Raw genomic sequence first — 24,556 nt, forward strand, 5'->3', positions numbered from 1 at the left:
TGTTTTTAATCCACCTTAGGCGGACAGATTGATGAATGACCTCTTTATTGTTTTCTTAGATAAATATTACCTGTTGATGATCTTAAGCTAATTTCTACTCCACCGTTATTTAGTTCTGTTTTTATCGTTCTTTTACCACTAACTAATTTCATATTGTTGTCTGGAACAGGAAATTTAATATCAAAATCTGTAAAGATTTCTCCCATAGTCGTTTTTAGTTCTAGGTTTGCCGGCGTGTTAGATGGAAGACTAACGTCTATAGCTCCTGTGGCGGAAACCAATGAAATCGGAGAATTTTGGCTTACTTTATCAAATACAATGTTGATTTCTCCGGTTGCTGTTTTAGCTACAATAGGACCTGTAACATCTCTAAATGTCATGTTACCTACATTAGTGGTGGCTTCTATTTCTGAAGAAAACCCTTCTGCAACGATTTTTCCAAGATTGCTTTTTTCTATTTTAATATTAACATTTTTTGGAAGGAAAATTTCTAAGGTTCCTGTGTAAGCACTTTTTAGATTTCTGATGATCAGTGTCCCTCCTTCCTTTTGAATGTATACACCATACCCGGTGTTATCACTTCCTCCTGCATATACAGCCTTTAATCCTTTTGCTTTTTCAGGCATCTTACGTCCATCTCCAATAATCAACAATTCATTTTTGCCATGTGATTTTAATATTACCCCTGATGCAGAACCAATAACTGCGTTTTTAACTCCTTGTAAGGATTGCGTATAGTTTTCTTGTGCTCGTACTTGACCTATACTTATAAATAGTACTATGGCGATTGCTATATTTTTCATCTGTTCTTTTTTCATGATTTTTGATTGAAATTTTAAATTAAATTGGGTAGACCAATAGCAACTTGATCTTTAACATAACTAGGTGTTTCTTCATTCTGAAGTAACTTTTCCATAGAAGGAACTGCGCGTTTTTCCTGTATAGAAACTAATATTTGAATTAATTCAATTTGCATGCCTGGATCCTGTTCTGTTTCCAGTGCATTTATTAATGCTTTACGTACCATTTCTGAGTCCGAAAACTTAGTAAGTGCTTCTGCTGCAGCTAATCGCACATTGATATGATCATCATAAAACATTTTATTAATTAAAGCTTTTAATATCTCATTTCCGGGCTTTTCAAATGCTTCTGCATAGTTTACTGCCTGTAGACGTTTGCTTGCAGATTCATTTTCAATAAGAGAAATAGTTACTTCTTGCTTTAATTGTACTTTTTCTTTTTCTAAAATTGCCATTTCCTGAGAAAAGGATGCATTGTTTTCTTGTTTTCCATAGAGATACGCAGAAACAATTAAGGCAATTGTAGCAGCTATCTGTAATGCTGTTTTCCAAGAATTTTTAGAGTTTTTACGAAGTGAAACTATTTTAGAATCACTTAATATTTCTTTTTCCTTTTGAAGCATTTCCTTAAAATTCACTTTCATACTAGCATCAGGTAATTCCTCAGTATCATTTGTTATTCCATCAAAAATCATCCGTAACTCTTCTAATGATTCCTGGCAACTAGCACATGTGATAAGATGAGCTGCAATAACTTGATGCGTATTCTGATCTACACTACCATCCAGGTATTCGATAAGTTGTTCTTGTATTTGATTACAGTTCATGGTGCTATATATTTTGTAGGTAATGATCTTTTAGTTTATGAATTGCTCGATGTACTTTGGTTTTTACAGCTCCTGCTGTTGACCCTGTTATCTCTGCAATCTCTTGATATTTTATACCTTGGTATCTGTTCATAATTACCAGTTCTCTATCGCTGTGGTTTAATTTTTCTAATGCTTTATTTAATTGCTCTTTAACTTCTCCTTTTTCCATACCGTTAGTTTCTTCTCGTTCTATTTTATATTCGATTTCATCCAATCGTTGCTCTTTATTTTTCTGACGTTGATAATGATCAGAAAAGATATTTCTGGCAATGGTATAGATCCACGACGAAAACTTACCTTTCTTATATGACTTTCTATATTTTATGGCTTTATAAAAAACCTCTTGAGTAATATCCTGACTGATATCCCGATCTCTCGTCATTTTTAGCAAAAAATTAAATATTCTAATATGGTATCGGTCAAAAAGGATACTCATCATATCTAAGTTTCCATTAGATACCAGAATCATTAATTCTTCGTCAGTTAAATTTTTCAAGATGTTACTCTTTTTGGTTAGCCTTTATATGTATTACTTTGCTTTTTTGAAAAGGTTACATTAGGAAATAAAAAAAAGTGCTTTCCAAATCTGGAAAGCACTTTAAATTTACAATATTTTGCGGTTTGTTAGCTCTGCATATTCTTAGCTTCTATACTAAGTGTTGCATGCGGAACAAGCTTTAATCGTTCAGGATTAATAAGTTTTCCTGTCACACGACAGATACCATATGTTTTATTTTCTATTCGTAACAATGCATTTTTTAGATCACGTACGAATTTCTCTTGCCTAATTGCTAATTGTGTATTTGCTTCTTTAGACATTGTTTCGCTTCCTTCTTCGAAAGCTTTAAATGTTGGCGAAGTATCATCTGTACCATTATTACCATCATTTTTGTAAGCGCTCTGAAGTAATTCTAAATCTTTTTGCGCTTTTTCCATTTTTTCAACGATAATTTCCTTGAACATCGCTAAATCGGCATCACTATACCTTACTTTTACATCTGCTGCCATACTCTTATTGTTTTTTTATTACCAATTGGGTTGCAATGTCGTCAAACGCAATTTCTGTACCATTTATTACATCTGTTGCAAATTCAATTGTATCGGTTAAGGTTTCATTCTTGATATATACTTCATTAGTTGCTACAGCTTCTTGAATAGATTTGTTTTCCTTTATTACAATTCCTATACGATCAGTCACCTCGAATCCACTATCCTTACGAATATTTTGAATTCTATTTACAAGCTCTCTTGCGATCCCTTCTTTTTTGAGCTCTGGAGTTATGGTTATATCCAATGCTACAGTAAGTGAACCTGAGTTTGCAACTAACCAACCCTCAATATCCTGAGAACTAATTTCTACATCGTCGGTTCCTAATGTAATAATTTTATTATTAATTTCTATATCAAAACTTCCAGTTTGTTCAAGAATTTTGATAGTTTCTTGATCAAAAGATTGTATCTTACTGGCAATCAATTTCATGTCTTTCCCAAAACGAGGGCCTAAATTTTTGAAATTTGGCTTTATTTGTTTCACCAATATACCCGAAGCATCATCTAACAACTCTATTTCCTTAACATTTACTTCACTTTTTATTAAATCAGCAATGTCATTTATCTCAGCTTTATCAACTTCGTTTAATACAGGAATCATTATTCTTTGTAATGGTTGACGTACTTTAATTTTTTCTTTTTGACGTAAAGAAAGAACTAAAGAGCATACAGATTGTGCTTTCTGCATCTTATGTTCTAAAGCTTTGTCTACAAAAGAGTTATCATATTCTGGGAAATGAGCAAGATGAACACTTTCAAAAGCTTTTTGACCCGAATTAGAGACAAGATCCTTATACAATCGATCCATAAAAAATGGTGCAACTGGTGCTCCCAGTTTTGCCACTGTAAGCATACAGGTATATAAAGTCTGATATGCAGAGATTTTGTCCTTTTGGTAATCTCCTTTCCAATATCTTCTTCTACTTAGACGAACGAACCAGTTACTTAAGTTTTCCTGAACAAAATCAGAAATAGCTCTTGTAGCTTTTGTAGGTTCGTATTCGTTATAATATTCATCTACACTTTGGATTAACGTATGCAATTCACTTAAGATCCATCGATCAATCTCTGGTCGCTCGGCTAATGGAATATGAGCTTCGGCATAGGTGAAATTATCAATATTCGCATACAGCGTAAAAAACGAATAGGTGTTGTATAAAGTACCAAAAAATTTACGACGTACTTCTGCGATTCCTTCAAGGTCAAATTTTAAGTTGTCCCAAGGGTTGGCATTGCTTATCATATACCATCTTGTAGCATCTGGACCATATGTTTTAAGTGTGTCAAAAGGATCCGCAGCATTGCCTAATCGTTTAGACATTTTCTGGCCATTCTTATCTAATACTAAACCGTTAGATACTACGTTTTTATATGCAACATCATCAAAAATCATTGTTCCGATGGCGTGGAGTGTATAGAACCACCCACGTGTCTGATCTACTCCTTCTGCAATGAAATCTGCTTTTCTTTCTCCAGATTCTACTTTTTCTTTATTTTCAAAAGGATAATGCCATTGTGCATAAGGCATAGATCCTGAATCAAACCATACATCAATCAAATCACTTTCACGTTTCATTGGCTTTCCTGATGGAGAAACCAAGGTAATTTTATCTACTACATTTTTATGAAGATCTATTTTGTCATAGTTCTCTTCACTCATATCCCCAACGATAAAATCTGCGAAAATATCGGCTTCCAGAACCCCAGCATCAACCGCTTTTTGCATTTCAGCTTTTAGTTCTTCTACAGAACCGATCATTATTTCTTCTTTACCATCTTCTGTTCTCCAGATTGGTAATGGAATCCCCCAGAAACGTGATCTCGATAAGTTCCAGTCATTGGCATTAGCTAACCAATTTCCGAAACGACCTTCTCCAGTGGCTTTTGGTTTCCAGTTGATACCTAGATTCAATTCATGCATGCGATCCTTAAAATCGGTCACTTTTATAAACCAGGAATCTAATGGGTAATATAAAATAGGTTTATCTGTACGCCAGCAGTTAGGGTAACTGTGTACATATTTCTCAACCTTAAAGGCTTTGTTCTCTATTTTTAACTTGATAGCAATTTCTACATCTATAGATTTCTCTGGAGCTTCGCCATCATTGTAATATTCATTTTTTACATATTTCCCACCGAATTCACCTACATGTTTTGTGAATTTACCTTGTAGATCAACCAACGGAACAAGGTTATCATTATCGTCTTTTACAAGTAGTGGTGGAACTTCAGGAGTTGCTTGTTTAGCAACCAGAGCATCATCTGCACCAAATGTCGGAGCGGTATGAACGATACCTGTACCATCCTCTGTAGTTACAAAATCACCAGAAATTACTCTAAACGCATTTTCTGGATTGTTGTAAGGTGTAGCATAATTCAATAATTGCTCATATCGGATCTCTACAAGATCAGCTCCTTTGAATTCTTTTAATAAGAAATAAGGGATTTTTTTATCTCCTTCTTTAAAAGCATTTACATCTTCTTCGCTTTCTGCTAAGATAAATTTTCCGCCAAACTGTTTTCCAACTAGATTTTTAGCCAGAATCACATTAATCGGTTCGAACGTATACTGATTGAAAGTTTTTATAACTACATAATCAATCTTGGGTCCAACGGTTAATGCGGTATTCGATGGTAATGTCCATGGAGTAGTTGTCCAAGCTAAGAAATAAATATCACCAACCACATCTGTTAAGAATGAAGGTAGTGTTTCTTTTTTAGCTTTAAATTGAGCAACAACTGTAGTGTCTGTAACATCTTGATACGTTCCTGGTTGATTAAGTTCGTGTGAACTTAATCCAGTTCCCGCTTTAGGAGAATAGGGTTGTATCGTATATCCTTTGTATAATAATCCTTTCTTATAGATTTCAGCAAGTAACCACCATACCGTTTCCATATACTTGGGCTTATAGGTGATATAGGGATCTTCCATATCTACCCAGTAGCCAATTTTTTCGGTAAGGTCATTCCAGATATCTGTATAACGCATTACCGCTTTTTTACAAGCTTCGTTATATTCTTCAATGGTGATTTTTTTACCGATATCTTCTTTGGTGATACCTAATTCTTTTTCGACACCCAATTCTACAGGAAGTCCATGCGTATCCCAACCCGCTTTACGCTTAACCTGATATCCTTTTTGAGTTTTATAACGACAAAAAATATCTTTAATCGCACGAGCCATTACGTGGTGAATTCCTGGTAATCCATTTGCAGATGGTGGTCCTTCAAAAAAGATAAAAGGAGTTGCATCTTCTCGCTCAGAAATACTCTTCTCGAAAATATTATTCTGTTGCCAGAATTCTAGTATATCATCTGCCACTTTAGGCAAGTCAAGTCCTTTATACTCAGGAAACTTCGTGCTCATTTGATCGTTCTTTCTATTAAGTCTGCGAAAATAAGGATTTTCTGGAAAAAAGAAGCGCGAAATAAGCCTGCGATATGAAATAATTCATATAGATGTATTGTTTTTTAACACCACCTTTACTATTTATTAAAAAAGCAGGATGTATTTGTGATCTTTTTAGTCTTTTAAAAATCTATAACAATTCCAATACTAGGTATAATTTGACCGGTTTCTGTTTCTATCTCGGTTAAACTTCTAGGTTCTATAATCGCTCCACTTGTATCGCGAGTAAGTCCAAATTGAGTAGGTTGTGGAGCTTGCTGACCTAATATGTTTTGTGCTTCTATAAATACATTTAGAGATAAATTTTTAAAATTCCATTTTTTATCAATTCGTAAATCAAGTTGACTAAAAACATCTAACTTTTCTTCACCTAACCGATCATAGTCTAATATAACTTCTGGATAATTGGCAAGTGTGGCATCTTGGTCTGTGGGTACAAAAGGAGTTTTACCTGCAAAACGATATCTGGCACTTATTTCCCAATTTCGTTTTAGTTTATATCCTCCGGTAAATGAAACTAGATGACGACTGTCCCATACTGAGGGAAGATATGTATCTCGGTCAAAACCAGTAAATTCGCTATGAAACCAGGTATATGCAAAAATTCCGTAAAAATTGTTAGAAAGCTTTTGCTGAAATTGAAGTTCTGCCCCATAGCTTCTTCCCCTACCAACTGTGGCAACATCCTCACTTCCTAATATTTCGAAATCTGCTCCTTTGTTAGCAAGTGACACCCCATCTAAAACAGAAACTGGATAATCATCATAACGTTTGTAAAATCCTTCTAGAGAGATACTTGAGGAAGGACTAAAATCGTGTTGCAGTCCTAAAACGTAATGATTACTTACTGTATATTCTACATCTTGATTTATAAGTGTATTATCATTGTTTCTAAAGCCTAAGATGGTATATGGAGGTATTTTATAGTATCTTCCTAAAGAACCATTTAGTCTCCAATTTTCTTTAAATTGGTATGAAAAAGAGAATCGGGGAGAGAATGTGGAGAGTAAATTATCCTCTTCTGTAAAACTATCATCATCCATTCTAAAACCAAACGATAGATCTAACTTATCATTAAAAAATGATTTCGTCATATTTGCAAATAGACCATATTTAAAGAAGTCAATCTCTGTATTAAAAATATTATTATCTGTTAGATTTATTGTTTCGTTACTATAATCAGAATATTGTGCGTTAAATCCTGTGGTTAATTTCCAATCACCAAAAAACTTCGTTAATTGATACCTAAGTTTCGTTTCAGATTCGGTGGCATCGTTGCTGAAAATTACGCCAGTTTCGTTTTCAGGATCTTCATATCGGGTAAACTTATTGATTAATGTATTATTACTTAGGGTAGTTTCCATAAAACCAGAACCATCTTTAAATCTATTTTTCCAGGATACCCCAATGGCATTAGTGCGTTGGTCAATAAATGGAGCTTGCTCTAATTGAGCTTGTTGTTCGGCATCAAAATCCTCAGGTGATTCTACAGAGAAGTCATCAATTGATCCTAAACCAATAAGACTGATATCATTGTACTCATTGATCTTATGGTTTATTTTATATTGATAATCCCAATAATTAGGTCTAAAAGGAAGTCCGATCACTTCGAATAAAAATTGAAGATAACTTCGTCTCGCAGATACTAAAAATGTGGTTTTTGATTCTTCATTGTTCTTTCCTTTAAAAAGAGGTCCTTCTAATGTTAGTGCTGCTTCACTAGCACTTATTCTAAAATTACCACTAAAACCTTTGTTGTTTCCTTTGCGTTGACTGAATTGTAATACACCAGAAAGCGGGTTGTCATACTGGGCACCAAAGGCAGAAGTAGACAAGGTGACATTGTCTATAAAAGATACATTGATAAGGCCCACTGGACCTCCAGAGCTTCCTTGTGTGCTAAAATGGTTAATATTTGGTACTTCCATTCCGTCTAGATAGTAAACAGTTTCATTTGGAGCACCACCACGAATTATCAAATCATTACGAAAACCACCAATGGAAGGAGAAACACCTGGAAGTGTTTGAGCAACTTGCACTACATCATTATTACTTCCTGGATATGTGGCGATTTCGACTGCCGAGAGCGTTTGAATGGAAAGTGGTGTTTCTTTTGGTCGACTAATTCTATTTACGTTACTAATTACAACTTCATCTAAAGATTCTGCAGCCTCCTTTAAAACAAAGTTATAAGCAGGAGTTCCTTTTGATTTAACAATGATATTAAATTTTGTTTGCGTTTGAAAACCAATATAACTGGCGGTCAGATTATAGGAACCAGGAACAATGTTTTCGATGCGATAATTACCATCAAAATCTGTTTGTGCGCCTTTTTCAGTACCTTCAATGAGAATAGAAGCACCTAGAACAGGCTGACCTGTTTGGTCTATAACATTACCAGAAAGTTCCCCATATACTTGAGCTCGTATCTGATTTATAAATAGCAAAGAAAGTATTAAAGCAGTATTTTTGATATTCATGACAGTAGGTTTAAGGTGTTTTAAAACACATTTGTTTAATTTTTTGATGCAAATATTAAACAAATAAGTATTATATAATAATAATTTTACACAATTTGGTGTTAAAAAATAGTTTTAATGAAGATTTACGAATTAATTAAGCAGTTGATAGATCTAGTAGGAGAGTTTGTAAATGAGCGAAAAAGTAATGATATACATTTAAAATCATTTGCAAATTGGTTATCTAAGCGTATGGATCAAACTAGTGCTTCGGAAAATTATACTATTACCGGGCATAGTAGAGAAGCAGAAATAGCCGCGCACATTGGTAGGTTAAGTAGATATTCTAATACATATATTAAATCGGCATTAGTTGATTTGCCATTTACTACTGATATGGATTTTGCTTTTACTGCGATTCTTCATCGATCGGGAGAGATAGGAAAAACGGATTTAATAAGAAAAATGGTGTATGATAAATCTTCTGGAATGGAGGTGATTAAGAGACTTCTGAAAAATGAAATTATAGAACAATTTCCAAATCCTGATGATAAAAGAAGTAAACTTTTGCGTCTTACAAAAAAAGGAGAAGAGCATGTAATTATGGCATATGGCGAAGCAAGCAAAGCTGCAAAGGTAGTAAGCGGTTGTCTAACAGAAAATGAACAGATATCATTATTGAATACTTTGAAAAAATTAGATGATTTTCATTTACCTATCTATCTGGAAGAAGAAAAAGATTTAGAAATAATTAGGGAGAAGTATTTTGTATAAAGTAAGATAAATCTAATCTTTAAAAATCTTAGTTGTAATATTCTAATGAATTAAACGTGTAAAATCTAAATCAGTATGTTTATCGTTCCAAATGAAAAGTTATTTTTGGTATCTAAACCTTAATTATGAATTTAAAACACTCTATCCTAAAAGTGCAAGCGGCTCTTGGTAATGTAAGAGCTATGGAAAAATTGCATGTGGATACTTATACCGAGGATATTATTATTAAAGTTGAAGGTACTCGATTTGCTTCTTCTGAATTAAATGAAATCTACATGGATGTTGTGGAGTTAGCTGGTTATTATTATATAAAAACAATTGTTTTAGGGAGTTTTCATATTAAAACATGGAAGGGAGCGAATCTTTTGATTAAAGGAAGAAATTTTGAATTAAATCTAGTTTCGGATATGCAAGAAATAGAATCTGACTTTTCCAATGTATCTAATAGAAGTGTCACTCAAATAGATTTTATTATTGAAGAACAGGATATTGATAAAATTGAAAAATCTCAAATAAACAAAATCACCATTTCTTCTAAAAAGAAGACAGCTCATTTTGACAATATTGTTATTGCTGACGAAGAAGAATAGTTCGTGGTGTTCTTTTTAAGAATCTAGGATTTCATTATTTTTAAACTATGAATACTACTTTAAATATTGCCTTAATTCAATCTCATTTAGCATGGGAAAACCCAATCCAAAACAGAGCAGTCTTTGAACAAAAAATCAAATCCATACCGAATGATACAGATCTGATTATTCTACCAGAGATGTTCAATACCGGGTTTACGATGAATGCTGTTGAAGTTGCCGAGACTATGGATGGAGATACCATAGCATGGTTACAAAAGTTAGCTAAAGAGAAAGATTGCGCTATTGCGGGAAGTGTTATTATAAAAGATGCCGAAGCGTATTTTAATCGTTTTCTTTTTGTAAAACCCGATGGGAGCATTAAGAAATATGATAAACACCAATTATTTACGCTGGCTAAAGAACAAGAAGTTTTTACGGCAGGTAATGATGAGGTAATTATCACATATAAGGGTTGGAAGATTAAACCACAAGTATGTTATGATCTTAGATTTCCTGTTTGGGCAAGAAATACTTCAGGATATGATGTGTTACTTTATGTAGCTAGTTGGCCAAAGCCACGAGTAAATGCTTGGGATACACTTCTAAAAGCAAGAGCTATTGAGAATATGTCATATTGCATCGGTGTAAATCGAGTAGGTCTTGATGGAAAAGGATATGAATATAATGGTCATTCTGCTATATATGATGTATTGGGAAATTCTGTTTTACAAGAAAATCCAATAGAAAGAGAGGAGATATTATATGCAACTCTAGATAAAACTCATATCGAAAATACTCGTAAAAAATTACCTTTTCTAGAGGATGCGGATAACTTTCGGATTACTCCAAAATAAACGTTTGTTTTAATTCCCAATTCGCCCTCACTTCTATGGGTTTAGGGTAATAAACTACTTTTTCTGCCTGAATTCCTTTTAGAAAATCTCCAGTATCCCACTTTCCATTTTTATTAGTATCAAAAATCACCCTTAGATTATACTTTCCGGGATCTAAATTATCAAAAATGGTTGTCTCTTCTTTATTTACTACTTTTTCGTCAATAAATACTCCCTTTTCATCAGTCGCCTGAATTAGAACTGGATATTCTTTTACATTTTGCAGGGTGAAAAATATTGTACCATAATCAGCCAATTTTGTAGTTCTAAAATTAACATTAATAGTATCATTTACATTACCTACAAAATCGGTAACAGCTTCTGGCAACAATTGCACTGTATAGGTATTACTTTCTGTTCTTTCGAAAGTAAATATTGCTTCATTATTAATTTTATCCAATTTCACTGAAAACGGTACGTTTAACGTATCTTTATCAGTTAATGAGATTAGTTTTTCATCAATGGTTTCTAGAGGAGTATTGGATAAAAGAGTGAAATCTTGATTAAAAGCTAGACTTCTTTTTATATTACTCGTAAGTTTTAAGGAGTCTTTATATTGATCTTTAAACCTCGCTATCAATGTATCTCGGAAATTTTTACTGTTAGTTACTTCGAAAATCAATGAATCTGCCTCGAAAAAAGGTTTAAACCAATAATGCAGCGTATCTTTTGTTTTATCTGGAAAGATTCTAGTTTCAAAATTTTCAGGAGTGTTACTTACCAAATTGATCTTCATTGAATCTGCTATACCGTTATATCCAAAAACAAAAGAGTTTTTTGATACTTGTTTTGGTTTTAATGCTTTAAAATCTAGAATTTCTTTAAATAGATCTATATTAAAGACTTTTGCTGTATCCGCAGGAAGTGTTACAATCTCTTCATAAAAACCAATTTTATCTTGTTTTGGTTGATAGGTATAGTTCGTAGCAACATCTTTTAGAGCAATTAGCTTGTATTTACCTTCTTTTAGATTATCTAAATCAAAATTAATACTGTCTAAAGTGCTTGTTATATATCTAGGGACCTCATTAAAAACTAAGGAATCAGAGTAGTTTTCATCAATTTCATATAGTGCAACTGTTATAAAAGGATCCGCTTTTTTTTCTAATGCATCTCCAACAGTACCTTGTATTCTAAGCGAATCTAATGAATCTCCAGTAGAGAAAACATATTTAAAAAATGGATTAGCGTTTCCTTCATTATTATCTTCGATGCTTTGACCAAAATTGATACTGTAGGTGGTGTTTTCTAATAAAGTGTCTAAAAATTTAATTTTCAGATACTTACTGGCGCCTCCTAAAGGTGTTATCTCTGGTTTGGGATCCATAGGAGGGGATATAATGATTTGTTTTTGTGCATCCTTTAGCTTAACGTACTCATCAAAATAAATCCGAATTTCATTCCTGTTAAAATTGGTTGAAAAATTAGGCGGGATTGCCTTTACAAACTTTGGAGGAATTTCATCCTTTTCACCTCCCGTTATCGTACCTTTTTTGGCACAACTAACAATCAAGATTAAATAAAAAGCAGTTAACAATAACGTATAGGATCTTTTATACATAGCTCCGTTACAATTTTTTAAAGACACAAAGAAACGACTATTTATAACAAACAAAAAATCTATATAGTGATAGCCATGGTAGCAATGCTTATTTTAATACCTGGGATCGATTTAAGAACTTGAATACAGGCTTCTAAAGTCGCTCCAGTGGTTACGATATCGTCTACAAGTAATATATGTTTGTTTATCAATAAGGACTCATTTTGTATTCCAAATGTTTCAGAAGTGTTTATCCAACGAGTTAAACGGCTATTTTTTGATTGTTTTTCATTGTAGGAATTTTTTTTCAAAACAATATCGATGTATTCTGCATCTAGTTTTTTAGCAATTTCCCTCCCAAATTTCTCTACTTGGTTAAAGCCTCTTTCTCTCAATCTTTTCGGATGGAGAGGTACAGGGATTACAGAATCAATATATTGATATTCAGATAATTGAGTTAGTTCCTGTCCTAGCCAAATACCAAGTTCTTGACCTATTTCTTCTCTACCTCTATACTTAAGATTATGTATCAGATTTTGCACTAAACTATCCTTTTCAAACACCAATAATGAGGTGGCATTTTCTATTTTGGCTCGCCCATAAAATACTTTTTCGATCTTTTTAGCGTTTACCTTATGAAAATTACCTAATGGGAGCTTATGTCTGCATGAAGTGCATAAGATCCTTTCGTTTTTATATAGAGGATTGTCACAAGCGGCACAATATATAGGATAGAATAAATAAGCTAAGTCGCTTAACATATTAGGTCAATTAACATTAATTATTATATTTAACTAAATTTACTATTTAACGTAACCATCAAAAATTAGAAATTTATTATGACAACTCAAAACAATAACTTGACCCTTAAGATACTAATTGGTGTTCTGGGAGCTCTTTTATTAATTCTGGGGATCTTCACGTATAAGTTTTACAACGAAGAAAAGAGAGAAAAAGCAATTTTGCAACAGGAAAAGGATTTAATTGAAAGTGAATTAGGAGAATTAATAACAAAATATGATAATGCTATTGCTCTGAATGAAGTAATGGATGATCATTTACTAAAAGAAAAGCAGCGTGTTGTTGTTTTATTAGATAGTTTAAAAGACTATGATGCTAATGTAGCATTGATCGCAAGATATAGAAGAGAAGTAAGTAAACTGAAAAAAGAACGTGAAAGACTATTTAAACTTGCTGATAGTTTAACAACGGCTAATGCTCAGTTGGCTACAGATCTAGATAGTACGAATACAGCTTTATCAGAAAGAATTGTATTCTCTGATTCTTTAGCGAACCAGAATAGCAAATTAGCGGAAATTGTAGAAAGAGGATCTGCTTTACAAGCTTCTGGGATCAAAGCAGAAGGTGTTAGAGTAAGAAATAGTGGTAAGATTACTACAACATCAAGATCAAGTAGAGCCGAAAAAGTAAGAGTTTGTTTCACTTTATCACCTAATAAATTGACCGAAAAAGGAGATAAGGATTTATTTGTTCAGGTGATTAATCCTGAAAATAATCTTATAGGAGATAAAGTTTCGATAAATTTTGATGATGCAGTTCTTACATACAGTGGGCGTAATAAAGTGTTTTATGAAAATGACGCTTTAGATGTTTGTGTTTTAGTAGATGCTGCCGATGGAGAGTTAGTTAAAGGAAACTATGTAGTAAACTTATTCTCTGGTCCTAGAATGATTTCTAATACACAATTTGAATTGAAATAAGAATAATTTTTCAAAACATATATACCGAACCACCATGTTAGTAGTAATATGGTGGTTTTTTTGTGTTTTTGTCAGAAATTACTTTATCCGATCATTAATTAAATAAATTCGTTTTCAATTCTTGTAAATTCAGTTATTTTTGCGCCATGGCAAATCAAGAAGATAAATTTAAAAAGGTGATTGCCCATGCTAAGGAGTACGGGTATATTTTTGGTTCTAGTGAGATCTATGATGGATTGAGTGCAGTATATGATTACGGACAAAATGGAGCTGAGCTTAAAAAGAACATTAGAGAATATTGGTGGAAAAGTATGGTGCATATGAATCAAAATATTGTAGGGCTAGATGCTGCAATATTTATGCACCCAACAACCTGGAAAGCTTCAGGCCACGTAGATGCCTTTAGTGATCCACTTATTGATAATAAAGATTCTAAAAAAAGATATAGAGCCGATGTGTTGTTAGAGGATTATGCTGAGAAACAATACCAAAAAGCTCAAAAAGAGATTACAAAGGCTAAAAAGCGTTTTGGAGATTCTTTTGATGAAGAACAATATACCACGACCAATCCAAGAGTAGTAAAATATCTTTCAGAACAACAGAGAGTATTAAAGCGTATGGCAAAATCTTTGGAAAATGAAGATCTGGCCGATGTGAAAGCTTTAATAGAAGAATTAGGTATTGCAGATCCCGATACAGGATCTAAAAACTGGACGGATGTTAGGCAGTTTAATCTGATGTTCGGTACTAAACTTGGTGCTTCTGCAGAATCTGCTACAGATTTGTTTTTAAGACCAGAAACAGCACAAGGTATCTTTGTTAACTTCTTGAATGTTCAGAAAACAGGTAGAATGAAGATTCCTTTTGGAATTGCTCAAACAGGTAAAGCATTTAGAAATGAGATTGTAGCAAGACAATTTATATTCAGAATGCGCGAGTTTGAACAAATGGAAATGCAGTTTTTCGTGCGTCCGGGAGAAGAAATGAAATGGTATGAACACTGGAAAGAAACACGTTTAAACTGGCATTTATCATTAGGTTTAGGAAAAGAAAACTACCGTTTTCATGATCATGATAAATTAGCACACTATGCAAATGCTGCAGCAGATATAGAGTTTAATTTTCCTTTTGGGTTTAAAGAATTGGAAGGAATTCACTCTAGGACTGATTTTGATCTAAAAGCGCATGAAGAATTCTCTGGTAAAAAATTACAATTCTTTGATCCAGAATTAAAGGAGAGCTATGTGCCTTATGTTGTAGAAACATCAGTAGGATTGGACAGAATGTTTCTTGCTGTATTCTCAACAGCTTTACAGGATGAGGTGCTAGAGGATGGATCTAGTAGAGTGGTATTAAAACTACCAGCAGTGGTAGCACCTGTAAAAGCAGCTATTCTTCCACTAGTTAAAAAAGATGGATTACCAGAAGTTGCAGAGAAAATAGTAGAAGATCTTAAATGGAAATTCAATGTGGCGTATGATGAGAAAGATGCTATTGGGCGCCGCTACAGAAGACAAGATGCCGCAGGAACTCCAATTTGTATTACGGTAGATCACGATACTTTAAATGATCAAACAGTGACGATAAGAGATAGAGATACTATGGAGCAGAAACGTGTTCCAATTTCAGAGCTTAAATCTATTATTTCTGAAAAAGTAGATCCAGAGTTTTGGTTAAAATAGGATAACAATAGTAATAATCAGCCGCTTTATAAGCGGCTTTTTTTGTTTTGAGAAGAAGGTAATTGTTAGGTTTGGTAGGGTTTATGGAGGTTTAGCTGTTTATTTATATACTTGGTAGGTGATACTTTTTTAATCTTAAGAAATTTGAAGGTTTCAATTGTAAGAAAACTCTTTTGTTTAGCGTTATTAGTATAGATTAAGTGTTTAGTTTTTACCATATTTTGAAGTTTAATTGTATTTTAGACCAAAAATCGAGATAATTCTCATCTTAAAAATTCTCTTATGCTATTGAAAAGGATAATTTTCTTTTCTTTTTTGTTTTTCTGTGTAGTTGGTTTTTCTCAAAGTAAAAAGACCATGACTGCTACTTTGGTTACTTCTTCTAGTTATATGAAAGATGTAGAACCACTGAAGGGTAAGAAGTTGATCTCAGAAGAAACTAGAGAAGGAGAAGTGAATCCTAAGAGAACTGGTGCTAATAAAATTGTACCTGGTAAAGGATTACCAAAGGGACAAGATCCTTTATTATTAAAACAAAAAAGTGCTAGTAATACTAGAGCTAATAGAACTCCTTCATTGATTTTTGAAGCTAATTCCAGTTCTTTTTCTCCATCAGACCCTACAGGAGCAATAGGACCTAATCATTACATAACGGCTAAAAATTTTGCGTTTGCAATCTATGATAGAAACGGAAATGTTTTAGTGCCTTCTACCTCTTTGACTAATATTTTTCCAGGAGAATCCTTGGGAGATCCGATTGTGTTTTATGATAATTTTGCAGATCGATTTGTAATAACACAGTTTAGTGAGACTCCTAATGGTTTTTTAGTGGCAGTTTGTAAAGGACCAGACCCAGTTAATGATGGATGGTATACGTATCGTTTTAATACAGGTAGTTTTCCGGATTATACTAAATTTTCAATTTGGTCAGATGGCTATTATGTAACAGCTAATAAAGATCAGGGGCAACAAATGACAAGTGAGGTAGTATATGTTATCGATAGAGAACAAATGCTAACAGGTGTCGATACAGCCCAAATGATTGGTTTCCCGTTACCTGGAGCTATAGTTGGAAGGTTTTATAGTCCAGCTTCTTTTAATGCAATAGGAAGTTCTCTTCCTCCGGCAGGAAATGCAAAGATCATTTATTTTCAGGATGATGAATGGGAAGGAGTCAACCAAGATGCACTAAAATTATGGACAATTAATGTAGATTGGATTAATCCCGAACAATCTACGATTACTGAAGCGGAAGAATTAAATGTTAGCAACGGAAATGTAACTCCTTTTGATTCTACATTCGATGGAGGTTCGTTTGCTAACCTACCGCAACCTGGAGATGGCCAAGATATTGATGTTTTACAGGGTACTGTAATGTATGCAACCAATTATAGAAGGTTTTGTAGTTATAATTCTGTGGTATTAAATTTTCCGATAGATATTGATGATAGATTAGATTCGGATAATATATCTGGAATTAGATGGTATGAACTCCGTCAAAATGGCGATGATCAGCCTTGGTCCGTATTTCAGGAAGGAACATATACCTCACCTGGCGGTAAAAGTGCTTGGTGCGCAAGCATGATTATGGATGTTTTTGGAAATATCGGAATGGGTTATACCACTATTGGTACTGTAGCTGATGGCGCAAATACAGATAGTTTTGGTTCTATTAGATATACTGGACGATTAGCAAATGATCCCTTAGGGACTATGACTTTTGCAGAACAAACGATAGCTGTAGGTACTGATGTAAGTATAACGACGAGAAATCGTTATGGCGATTATGCACAGATTACTGTAGATCCACTTGATGATCAAACGTTTTGGCATATTGCAGAGTATTTTGAGGGTACAGGGGACAATGCTAGAAATATTGTTGGCGTATTCAAAATTGCAGAAAACGTGGCAAATGATGTAGGCGTTATCAGTATTGATGCTCCAGACGATGCTACTTTTACTACTTCTGAAGTGATTACTGTAACGATTAAGAATTTTGGAAATACTACGCAGAGTAACATTCCAATAAGTTATTCTATTAATGGAGGAACCTCTGTTAATGAAATTTTTACAGGCTCTATTGGAGCAGGTCAAACAGCGTCATTTACTTTTAATACCACTGCAAATTTAACAGGCAATAGTACTTCTTTCATTGTCGCAGAAACAAACCAAGTTGGTGATGTCATGCCGGAAAATGATTGTATAACTAAAGAGGTTTCTGATTTATTACCAAATGATGTAGGAGCCATTAGTTTAGTATCTCCTGTATCTGGAGGAGGTCTTTCGTCTGCAGAAGCTATTACAATAACTATCAGAAATTATGGAGGTTCTCCTCAATCCAATATTCCAGTTTTTTATACACTTGATGGTGGAACAGTTGTAAATGAAACATTTACAGGAACTATTGCTGTTGGAGAAACTGCCCAGTATACATTTACAACAACCGCAGATTTATCTGAATTTGCGAGCTATACATTTCAGATAGGAACTTCTTTGACAATAGATGAGGATATTAATAATGATGCAATAAATAGAGTAATCGAGCATCGATTATGTTCACCTACGTCCGATTGTTTAAGATTTGGAGATGGATTGTCATCTTTTGAATTATCCAATATCTCAAATCGAAATATCGAGTGTGGAAATGGCTATGATGATTTTACTAATATGGTCATAAATCTAGATAGATCCATAGGGGTATATACATTAACAGTTCAAGTAGGTTTTGCTCAGGGTGATTCAGAACAACTATCTTTATGGATAGATTTTGATGACGACACCATTTTTGAAGATGAAGAATTGATTATTAGCAACCAAGTAATAGCAGAAGAAAACGTTAATCAAACTTTTCTCTTTGCTTTGGGTAATGAAGCTACATTAGGAACACATCTACTAAGGGTTAGGGCTGGTGATACCAATACCAATAATGGTGCAGATCTTAATGATCCCTGTGGGTCTATGCAGTTTGGTACTACACACGACTATACCGTAGAAATAGGAGAGAATACGAATCCTAATTCTGACCTTATGGTGATTAGTCAGCCGAATAATCAGTTTTTAATCACTATGAGTGATGCAAATGCAAATAATGTCCTCAGACTAAGTGTATTTACAATAACTGGAAAAACAATAGTTTCCAACTTGGTAGAAAAAGATGCCAATAGCAGATTTACATATTTGCTAGATATGTCTTACGCAAGTACAGGAATATATTTTGTTCGTCTTGGTGGAAGTAAGACAGGGAAATCAGCTAAATTTTCTGTAAATTAATCCGTACGCTTGTTTATTTCTTGTATAGAAACGGGTCTCGCTTCATTACATCTACTATTCATTCGTAGATCACTATATTTAACCCATACTTTTTCTGGCATATCGGTTTTAAAAAAATCCTGAATATTTATTGGATCTAGTTTGTCTGTGTATTTTTCTACAGTAAGGATATAAGGACAACCTTTAGATTTATTAGTAGATAGTGTGCCTTTAATAAACCCTTTTTCAACCATTTTTTGCGAATTTATAGCTTTGGAATCATTTGTGTCATCGTTAACCGCTTTTTCATTAGTTCCTTTGGTGGTGTTACAACTATACAGGAAAATACTGATTGCTAAGCAAGAAATTTTCAGGAGGCCTTTCATAATTTTTGATTTGTTTTATAAAGATAAGAATAAGTCTTAAAGGCAGTATTAAAAATATGCTCTAAGTTGTATGCTTCCGGTATGAATTGTATTAGCCGTTTCACTTTTTCGACCTAAATATGAGATGTTAAGATCGAGATACTTGGTTAATTTTTTTTGTGCTAAAACGGACCAGGTATAGTTGTCACCAGGTTGCAAACCATTAAGCAGTTGATATCCAACTGGTGAAAAAGCATTTCCTGCAAATTCATTATTAAAATAATTAAACTCACCAGTAATTGATACCTGTTGCTTATTCGCGTATGCAAAAGAAACTCCTAATTTTTGTTGAGCTAATGCTTCTTCTCCAGAAATATTTTCTTGATCATTTAAGAGGTAGAAGACGCTAAACTGTGTTTGTGGAGAAAGTAAGTAGGATAACTTAGGTTCAATTTTATAACCTTCTAAGAGGTAATTTCTATTACTAAAGTTTTCAGAAACGCTTTCGGTTTCTATAAATTCATTTTTTAGATCAAAAAGCCATGTTTTTGCCATTTTGTGTGCAAAAGTAAATTGATGACTATTTATAATATTTTCCTGAAGACCCGTAACTTGTAAGTTTGTGTTTTTAGTAGAAAGGAAAGTATAAGAAGTAGTATATCGCTGTTTTCCACGGTTAAAGAATAGGGTGTTTCTAAAGCTTAGATTTAGAGCTAGTTCATTATCATCTTTTCTAAAGGGATTAATGTCAAAAGAAGTATCATCACGTAGGTTTTTTCTATCTACGATATAAGACGTTTGATTATAAAAATGAGATAAAAGTTTTTTTATCTTATTTCCTGACCCAGACCAGGAAAGAGGATTTAAAGTAATAATTTGACTTAAACGATTTTGATGGGTTTTTACAAAAAGTTGGTTGGGCAATAATACCCTCAGATAGATGGCTTCATCTGTAAATTGAGCAATTTCAAACTCTTCTAATTCCTGAACTCCATTATCATTATAATCATTCCAGGTATAAGTTCCTTGTCCTGGATCTACCTGCGCATATGTAAACTCTTGCTGAGGTAAGGTTCCACTATTGGTTTCAAAAACAGTGTTCCAGTTGATTTTACCAGCAAAGAATTTCTGATTATATAACAATCTCGAATTTAATGATTGTTCGGTATCACGATTTTGATCTTCATTATTTAGTGTTCTGTAGTTTACAAACAAGGATAATTGTGTGTTGGCAGTATTTAGTAAATTAGATTTTAAAAAATAGGTGTTAGAGGTACTTACTTTATCCAAAAGATTATTCCTTACACTGTCATTGATACGATGTCTATATCCGACTTCAGCATAAATTTTAGTACTATCTCCTACCCCACTGAAAACCTCATAAGATTTAAACCTTTGTGTATTTAGGGTAAAAGTCTGGTCGCTTAAATTAATCTCTTTATTTTCTTCAGTTGCTATTTTAGCTCCAATCCAGTTTTTAGGAAAACTATAAGTTAGTATGCTATAGATTCTGAAAAACCTTGAATCTAAGTCAGCATTTTTACTATTTAATAAACTTGAATGTAAAGAAACGCCTAGTTTATTTAATCTAAGTTCTGTATTTAACAAATGTCTATTACCATTATAGTTTTCTGAAAAATTAAGATGCTGAAAAGAATATCGAGTAAATCCTTTTTTAGGATGAAGTATCTCCAGACCTGATTTAAAAAACTGTTGATTTCCTAAAGGATTAGTTAAATTCCAATCTCTATTAAATTCTACATTATAGATTCTTTCTATACTCTTAAATTCTTTCTGAATATAATCTCCATTGGCAAATGCATTCATTGCCCAACTACTATCTATCGAAAAAACACGCTGTTTCAGTTGAAGTCTTCCTGCTACTCCATCATTATCATCATCATCCAGATCTGAAAAAAGATTCAAGTCATTTTTACTTCCAGAAATTTCGAACCCAATGGTTGTTTTTTCATTTGGGATGTAAGATCCCTGAACTACGGCTGTCTGAAGTTTAGTAGGAGCTACTAACTGAATTACAGGAGCGAAATTACCTTGTGGTATACCATTGACGGGAGCTACATATTCAAAAATTCGACTAATTGTGGTAACATCACCTACAATATAATCACCTTGATTATCGCCCACTAATGAGAATCGAACGTTAAACAATTCGTCTTCTGGATTATTAGAAAACACAAAAACTTCCTGTCCATTAAGGATATCTCTTCTGTAGAGAATTTTGTTTTCGCTAAATACATCAGGAACGGCAGATGGGGAAATCATCTGTGTAATATCATCACCGGCATTGGATAGAATTTCTTTTTGTGGATCACTTAAATTTTGTTGTAAAGGTTGATTTTTTGCATCATTTTCTGAATATATAAAAGCTCCTATTTTCAGTTTTTCGCTAGTATGTTCAGCTCCACCATAAACGATGATTCTGGAGTAATTGCGTTCTGTAGTTTGGTATTCTATTGATATCCTCATATCAGAAGTAATCGGAAAAGTTGGATTAAAACGTACCTCTCCAGCATTGTAATCAATAATATAATCCTTGTTTTCTCCTCTTTCCAGTAATAAACCATTTACATAAACACGTTCACTGCCCGATACTATAAGAATAAACAATTCTCCATTGGGCCCTGTTAGTTTATAAGGTCCTTGATTTCCTTCCTGTCCGGTAAACTGACTCCTGGTAAAAACTCCTCTTACCAAAGCTCCTGAAGCAAATAATCCGGTTTTAGATTCTGGATGGTTTAATGTTCCATTGATGGATATTCCCTGTACATTTTTGGTAAATCTGTTAAAGTAGCTAGTGGTGTTTTGTAATTGTACATCACCAGCTCTAACGTTCCAGTTTTTGCTGTATAATTCGATAAAAACCTGATCAAACTCATCAAGATTTTGAGAATACCCACTTTGTTGTACGGGTACATTTGCATCTTGTATAGAAGCTCGTAACGATATGTTATCACTTATTTTTCCAGAAATTTGTAGATCCAGTTCAGAATTTAAAACCGTACTTTGATTACTACCTACGGTTACTCCTCTAGAGATACTTCCATTGGTGCTAAGTCCATCAAAAGGTGTAAACGCTTTATTGTTGTTTGCTTCAGATAAACTATACAGCTTCTGCAGATCACCGTTTTGTTCTACTATAATCGACGGATCAAATTCAAAATATTTTTTAGTCAAAAAATCGGGATAACGATAATACTGTATGGTAATTGAATCGTTTTGTGATTTCAGTTGTGGTGATAGGATAACTGAAGCATTTTCAAAACTAACTTTATACAATGTACTATCGATTGTAACACCTTGTTTTGAAAGTAATTTAAAATCAAAAGAATTGATACTCACAGAATCAATACGGATAGTATCAGTAACACGCACTTTTTTACTTCTGAAGTTTCCAGAAGTATCTTGCCCAAGTAAAGAGCTAGTACTAAAGAATAATAAAAAACCTAAAACCGTAAAAATGCGCATCGATACAAAACTAATTTTTTTCACTTACAGAGATAGTGTTAATCCCTTAAATTACTATGATTTGTGCAACAACTATTGATTGGAAAGGTTTTTATAATAGCAATAACGATAAAAGTAGCATTAAGTTTTATCAATTTATCAAAATTTCATGAATGTATTATAGAGCGATTTTTAAATTCTTTTGTGATGTAAACCTGTTCAACCTAGTATTTTGCCTTTTCATGTGTTTGATCAGCGGAATGTATTGGAGTATATTTTTGTTTAACACAGTAGGTATTTGGGTAGGATTACAGGGCTTTAAAACCTTTAAAAATAACGAATATTATATGTATGCTAATCTTGGATTTACAAAATCAGAGCTTACCATAAACGTGTTTTTTATGAATGTGTTTATATCATTGCCATTCCTGTTTTTACTCTTAACTTTTTTTTAATTCTAAAATATGAACCATCTTTTTATTAGGGATCTAACAAAATCATTTGGTAAAAACAACATTCTAAATGAGGTTACTTTGCAATGTGGTGTGGGCGAAATTGTTGGGGTTTTTGGCAGAAACGGAACAGGAAAATCTACGATGCTACGATGTATTTTTGGAACAATGAGATCTAATGCAATACATATTAGTATAGATGATGAAACGATAAAGCCTAAAGAGGTAATAGCAGATGGTAGAATAGGATATCTTTCTCAGGATTCTTTTGTGCCAAAAGAGAAAAAAGTAAGAGATATTATTCCTTTACTATTTCCCAATGGAGAGGATCAGGATAAAATATTTTATACAAAAGGAATACACAGCATAGAAAACCGAAGAGCAGGAAAACTATCATTAGGAGAGTTGAGGTATTTAGAAGTTGTATTGCTCTCGCATTTAGAGCATCAATTCTTAATGATGGATGAACCTTTTTCAATGATTCAACCTTCTTATAAGGAGTTGATAAAAGAGTTACTACTATCTATTAAGAAGAAAAAAGGAATTATCATTACAGATCATTATTATGAAGATGTATTGGATATTACGGATAGAAATTTATTAATAAAAGAGGGTGATTTGATAGCTATTCAAAATAAAACAGATCTAGTAACTCATAGATATCTTAGATCACGTTAAACTTGAGAAAACTATAAAGAATTAAATTTTTTAATATAAAGTAGGAGTCTATGACCGATTATATACATAAAAAAAGTTGGTGGTCTAAAAATAGAAGTTGGGTTTTAGTAGTTTTAGCGCTAGTATTTGGATTTATTTTAACTATACTAACATTTTTAGGGAAACCAATTGGAGATTTTACCAGGGCAATAATAGATCCAGCAGTATACGATAATGCTTTTGATTTGGTACAAGATGATGAGCGAGTAATAGCCTTATTAGGAGAGGTACAACCCATAAGTTTTTTTGAAGTTCTGGAAGGAGAAGTGCGATATAACGAAGCAGATAAAGCAATCATTACAGTAGGAATCAAAGGATCAAAGCAAAAGGGTAAGATGGATATTGTAGCAAATAGAGACAACAGCATTTGGGAATACCAAATCATCAGAATCCGAACCAAAAAACCAAGGAAAATAATTGAAGTTTTGGGTAATAAATAGCAAAAGTCAGTTCCCCTCTTGAGACCTGTACTGAGCTTGGTCCAAGTAGAGGTTAAGAATGTGTTCTTTATAGTATATTTGTTTTTATATCATACCCTG

18 protein-coding genes are annotated in these 24,556 nt (G+C 33.3%); 8 read left to right on the top strand and 10 right to left on the bottom strand.

The features are described 5' to 3' along the window. Window positions 1–44: 44 nt before the first annotated feature. The 6 genes from Q0829_RS22845 to Q0829_RS22870 all read right to left on the bottom strand — a co-directional run bounded on the left by Q0829_RS22845 (window position 45) and on the right by Q0829_RS22870 (window position 8,608). Window positions 45–818 carry a DUF4097 family beta strand repeat-containing protein gene (locus Q0829_RS22845; protein ID WP_298547279.1) on the bottom strand — a complete coding sequence of 258 codons (774 nt, stop codon included), beginning with the start codon at window positions 816–818 and terminating at the stop codon, window positions 45–47. A gap of 17 nt (window positions 819–835) precedes the next feature. Next, complete coding sequence (locus tag Q0829_RS22850; protein ID WP_298547281.1) at window positions 836–1,627, bottom strand: HEAT repeat domain-containing protein; 792 nt, start codon at window positions 1,625–1,627, stop codon at window positions 836–838. Window positions 1,628–1,631: 4 nt separating this feature from the next. Further along, a complete protein-coding gene (locus Q0829_RS22855; RefSeq protein ID WP_298547283.1) occupies window positions 1,632–2,165 on the bottom strand; it encodes an RNA polymerase sigma factor in 534 nt (177 codons plus the stop codon). 128 nt (window positions 2,166–2,293) lie between these two features. Then, window positions 2,294–2,677 carry a TraR/DksA C4-type zinc finger protein gene (locus Q0829_RS22860; protein ID WP_298319767.1) on the bottom strand — a complete coding sequence of 128 codons (384 nt, stop codon included), beginning with the start codon at window positions 2,675–2,677 and terminating at the stop codon, window positions 2,294–2,296. A 4-nt stretch (window positions 2,678–2,681) separates the two neighbouring features. Continuing rightward, window positions 2,682–6,086: an isoleucine--tRNA ligase gene (gene ileS, locus Q0829_RS22865; RefSeq protein WP_298547285.1), complete on the bottom strand. Its 3,405-nt coding sequence runs from the start codon at window positions 6,084–6,086 to the stop codon at window positions 2,682–2,684. A 164-nt stretch (window positions 6,087–6,250) separates the two neighbouring features. Further along, window positions 6,251–8,608, bottom strand: coding sequence for a TonB-dependent receptor (locus Q0829_RS22870; protein ID WP_298547286.1), 2,358 nt, complete (start codon window positions 8,606–8,608; stop codon window positions 6,251–6,253). Window positions 8,609–8,725: 117 nt separating this feature from the next. On the opposite strand from Q0829_RS22870, the gene Q0829_RS22875 reads away from it, so the two are divergent. The 3 genes from Q0829_RS22875 to Q0829_RS22885 all read left to right on the top strand — a co-directional run bounded on the left by Q0829_RS22875 (window position 8,726) and on the right by Q0829_RS22885 (window position 10,787). Beyond that, window positions 8,726–9,361, top strand: a complete 636-nt coding sequence (locus tag Q0829_RS22875; RefSeq protein WP_298547289.1) for a MarR family transcriptional regulator — start codon at window positions 8,726–8,728, stop codon at window positions 9,359–9,361. Window positions 9,362–9,486: 125 nt separating this feature from the next. Then, window positions 9,487–9,951, top strand: coding sequence for a hypothetical protein (locus Q0829_RS22880; RefSeq protein WP_298547291.1), 465 nt, complete (start codon window positions 9,487–9,489; stop codon window positions 9,949–9,951). 47 nt (window positions 9,952–9,998) lie between these two features. After that, window positions 9,999–10,787 carry an amidohydrolase gene (locus Q0829_RS22885; RefSeq protein ID WP_298547293.1) on the top strand — a complete coding sequence of 263 codons (789 nt, stop codon included), beginning with the start codon at window positions 9,999–10,001 and terminating at the stop codon, window positions 10,785–10,787. On the opposite strand, the gene Q0829_RS22890 is transcribed toward Q0829_RS22885, so the two are convergent. Further along, on the bottom strand, window positions 10,774–12,387 hold the full coding sequence (locus Q0829_RS22890) for an Ig-like domain-containing protein (protein WP_298547295.1): 1,614 nt from the start codon (window positions 12,385–12,387) through the stop codon (window positions 10,774–10,776). The genes Q0829_RS22885 and Q0829_RS22890 overlap by 14 nt on opposite strands. A 59-nt stretch (window positions 12,388–12,446) precedes the next feature. Then, entirely contained in the window at window positions 12,447–13,127 is a 681-nt protein-coding gene (locus tag Q0829_RS22895) for a phosphoribosyltransferase family protein (protein WP_298547297.1), read from the bottom strand. Window positions 13,128–13,205: 78 nt separating this feature from the next. On the opposite strand from Q0829_RS22895, the gene Q0829_RS22900 reads away from it, so the two are divergent. The 3 genes from Q0829_RS22900 to Q0829_RS22910 all read left to right on the top strand — a co-directional run bounded on the left by Q0829_RS22900 (window position 13,206) and on the right by Q0829_RS22910 (window position 19,039). After that, window positions 13,206–14,087, top strand: a complete 882-nt coding sequence (locus Q0829_RS22900; RefSeq protein ID WP_298547300.1) for a hypothetical protein — start codon at window positions 13,206–13,208, stop codon at window positions 14,085–14,087. Window positions 14,088–14,233: 146 nt separating this feature from the next. Then, on the top strand, window positions 14,234–15,769 hold the full coding sequence (locus Q0829_RS22905) for a glycine--tRNA ligase (RefSeq protein ID WP_298547302.1): 1,536 nt from the start codon (window positions 14,234–14,236) through the stop codon (window positions 15,767–15,769). 288 nt (window positions 15,770–16,057) lie between these two features. After that, window positions 16,058–19,039, top strand: coding sequence for a GEVED domain-containing protein (locus tag Q0829_RS22910; RefSeq protein ID WP_298547304.1), 2,982 nt, complete (start codon window positions 16,058–16,060; stop codon window positions 19,037–19,039). On the opposite strand, the gene Q0829_RS22915 is transcribed toward Q0829_RS22910, so the two are convergent. Then, on the bottom strand, window positions 19,036–19,404 hold the full coding sequence (locus Q0829_RS22915; RefSeq protein WP_298547306.1) for a hypothetical protein: 369 nt from the start codon (window positions 19,402–19,404) through the stop codon (window positions 19,036–19,038). The two genes, Q0829_RS22910 and Q0829_RS22915, sit on opposite strands and share 4 nt — an antisense overlap. 48 nt (window positions 19,405–19,452) lie before the next feature. Continuing rightward, complete coding sequence (locus Q0829_RS22920; RefSeq protein ID WP_298547308.1) at window positions 19,453–22,869, bottom strand: hypothetical protein; 3,417 nt, start codon at window positions 22,867–22,869, stop codon at window positions 19,453–19,455. Between the two features lie 443 nt (window positions 22,870–23,312). Between Q0829_RS22920 and Q0829_RS22925 the strand changes: the two genes are divergently transcribed. Together Q0829_RS22925 and Q0829_RS22930 are read left to right on the top strand one after the other, a co-directional pair. Next, a complete protein-coding gene (locus Q0829_RS22925; protein WP_298547310.1) occupies window positions 23,313–23,978 on the top strand; it encodes an ATP-binding cassette domain-containing protein in 666 nt (221 codons plus the stop codon). 50 nt (window positions 23,979–24,028) lie between these two features. Beyond that, entirely contained in the window at window positions 24,029–24,457 is a 429-nt protein-coding gene (locus Q0829_RS22930; RefSeq protein WP_298547312.1) for a cytochrome c oxidase assembly factor Coa1 family protein, read from the top strand. The last annotated feature ends 99 nt before the right edge of the window (window positions 24,458–24,556 follow it).

Source organism: uncultured Aquimarina sp. (assembly GCF_947492405.1).
Taxonomy (GTDB): domain Bacteria; phylum Bacteroidota; class Bacteroidia; order Flavobacteriales; family Flavobacteriaceae; genus Aquimarina.

What these genes read in the sequence shown, in the direction of transcription:
- Q0829_RS22845 (WP_298547279.1), bottom strand. Translation starts at nt 818, where the DNA reads ATGAAAAAAGAACAGATGAAAAATATAGCAATCGCCATAGTACTATTT.
- Q0829_RS22850 (WP_298547281.1), bottom strand. Translation starts at nt 1,627, where the DNA reads ATGAACTGTAATCAAATACAAGAACAACTTATCGAATACCTGGATGGT.
- Q0829_RS22860 (WP_298319767.1), bottom strand. Translation starts at nt 2,677, where the DNA reads ATGGCAGCAGATGTAAAAGTAAGGTATAGTGATGCCGATTTAGCGATG.
- ileS (WP_298547285.1), bottom strand. Translation starts at nt 6,086, where the DNA reads ATGAGCACGAAGTTTCCTGAGTATAAAGGACTTGACTTGCCTAAAGTG.
- Q0829_RS22870 (WP_298547286.1), bottom strand. Translation starts at nt 8,608, where the DNA reads ATGAATATCAAAAATACTGCTTTAATACTTTCTTTGCTATTTATAAAT.
- Q0829_RS22875 (WP_298547289.1), top strand. Translation starts at nt 8,726, where the DNA reads ATGAAGATTTACGAATTAATTAAGCAGTTGATAGATCTAGTAGGAGAG.
- Q0829_RS22880 (WP_298547291.1), top strand. Translation starts at nt 9,487, where the DNA reads ATGAATTTAAAACACTCTATCCTAAAAGTGCAAGCGGCTCTTGGTAAT.
- Q0829_RS22885 (WP_298547293.1), top strand. Translation starts at nt 9,999, where the DNA reads ATGAATACTACTTTAAATATTGCCTTAATTCAATCTCATTTAGCATGG.
- Q0829_RS22890 (WP_298547295.1), bottom strand. Translation starts at nt 12,387, where the DNA reads ATGTATAAAAGATCCTATACGTTATTGTTAACTGCTTTTTATTTAATC.
- Q0829_RS22895 (WP_298547297.1), bottom strand. Translation starts at nt 13,127, where the DNA reads ATGTTAAGCGACTTAGCTTATTTATTCTATCCTATATATTGTGCCGCT.
- Q0829_RS22900 (WP_298547300.1), top strand. Translation starts at nt 13,206, where the DNA reads ATGACAACTCAAAACAATAACTTGACCCTTAAGATACTAATTGGTGTT.
- Q0829_RS22905 (WP_298547302.1), top strand. Translation starts at nt 14,234, where the DNA reads ATGGCAAATCAAGAAGATAAATTTAAAAAGGTGATTGCCCATGCTAAG.
- Q0829_RS22915 (WP_298547306.1), bottom strand. Translation starts at nt 19,404, where the DNA reads ATGAAAGGCCTCCTGAAAATTTCTTGCTTAGCAATCAGTATTTTCCTG.
- Q0829_RS22920 (WP_298547308.1), bottom strand. Translation starts at nt 22,869, where the DNA reads ATGCGCATTTTTACGGTTTTAGGTTTTTTATTATTCTTTAGTACTAGC.
- Q0829_RS22925 (WP_298547310.1), top strand. Translation starts at nt 23,313, where the DNA reads ATGAACCATCTTTTTATTAGGGATCTAACAAAATCATTTGGTAAAAAC.
- Q0829_RS22930 (WP_298547312.1), top strand. Translation starts at nt 24,029, where the DNA reads ATGACCGATTATATACATAAAAAAAGTTGGTGGTCTAAAAATAGAAGT.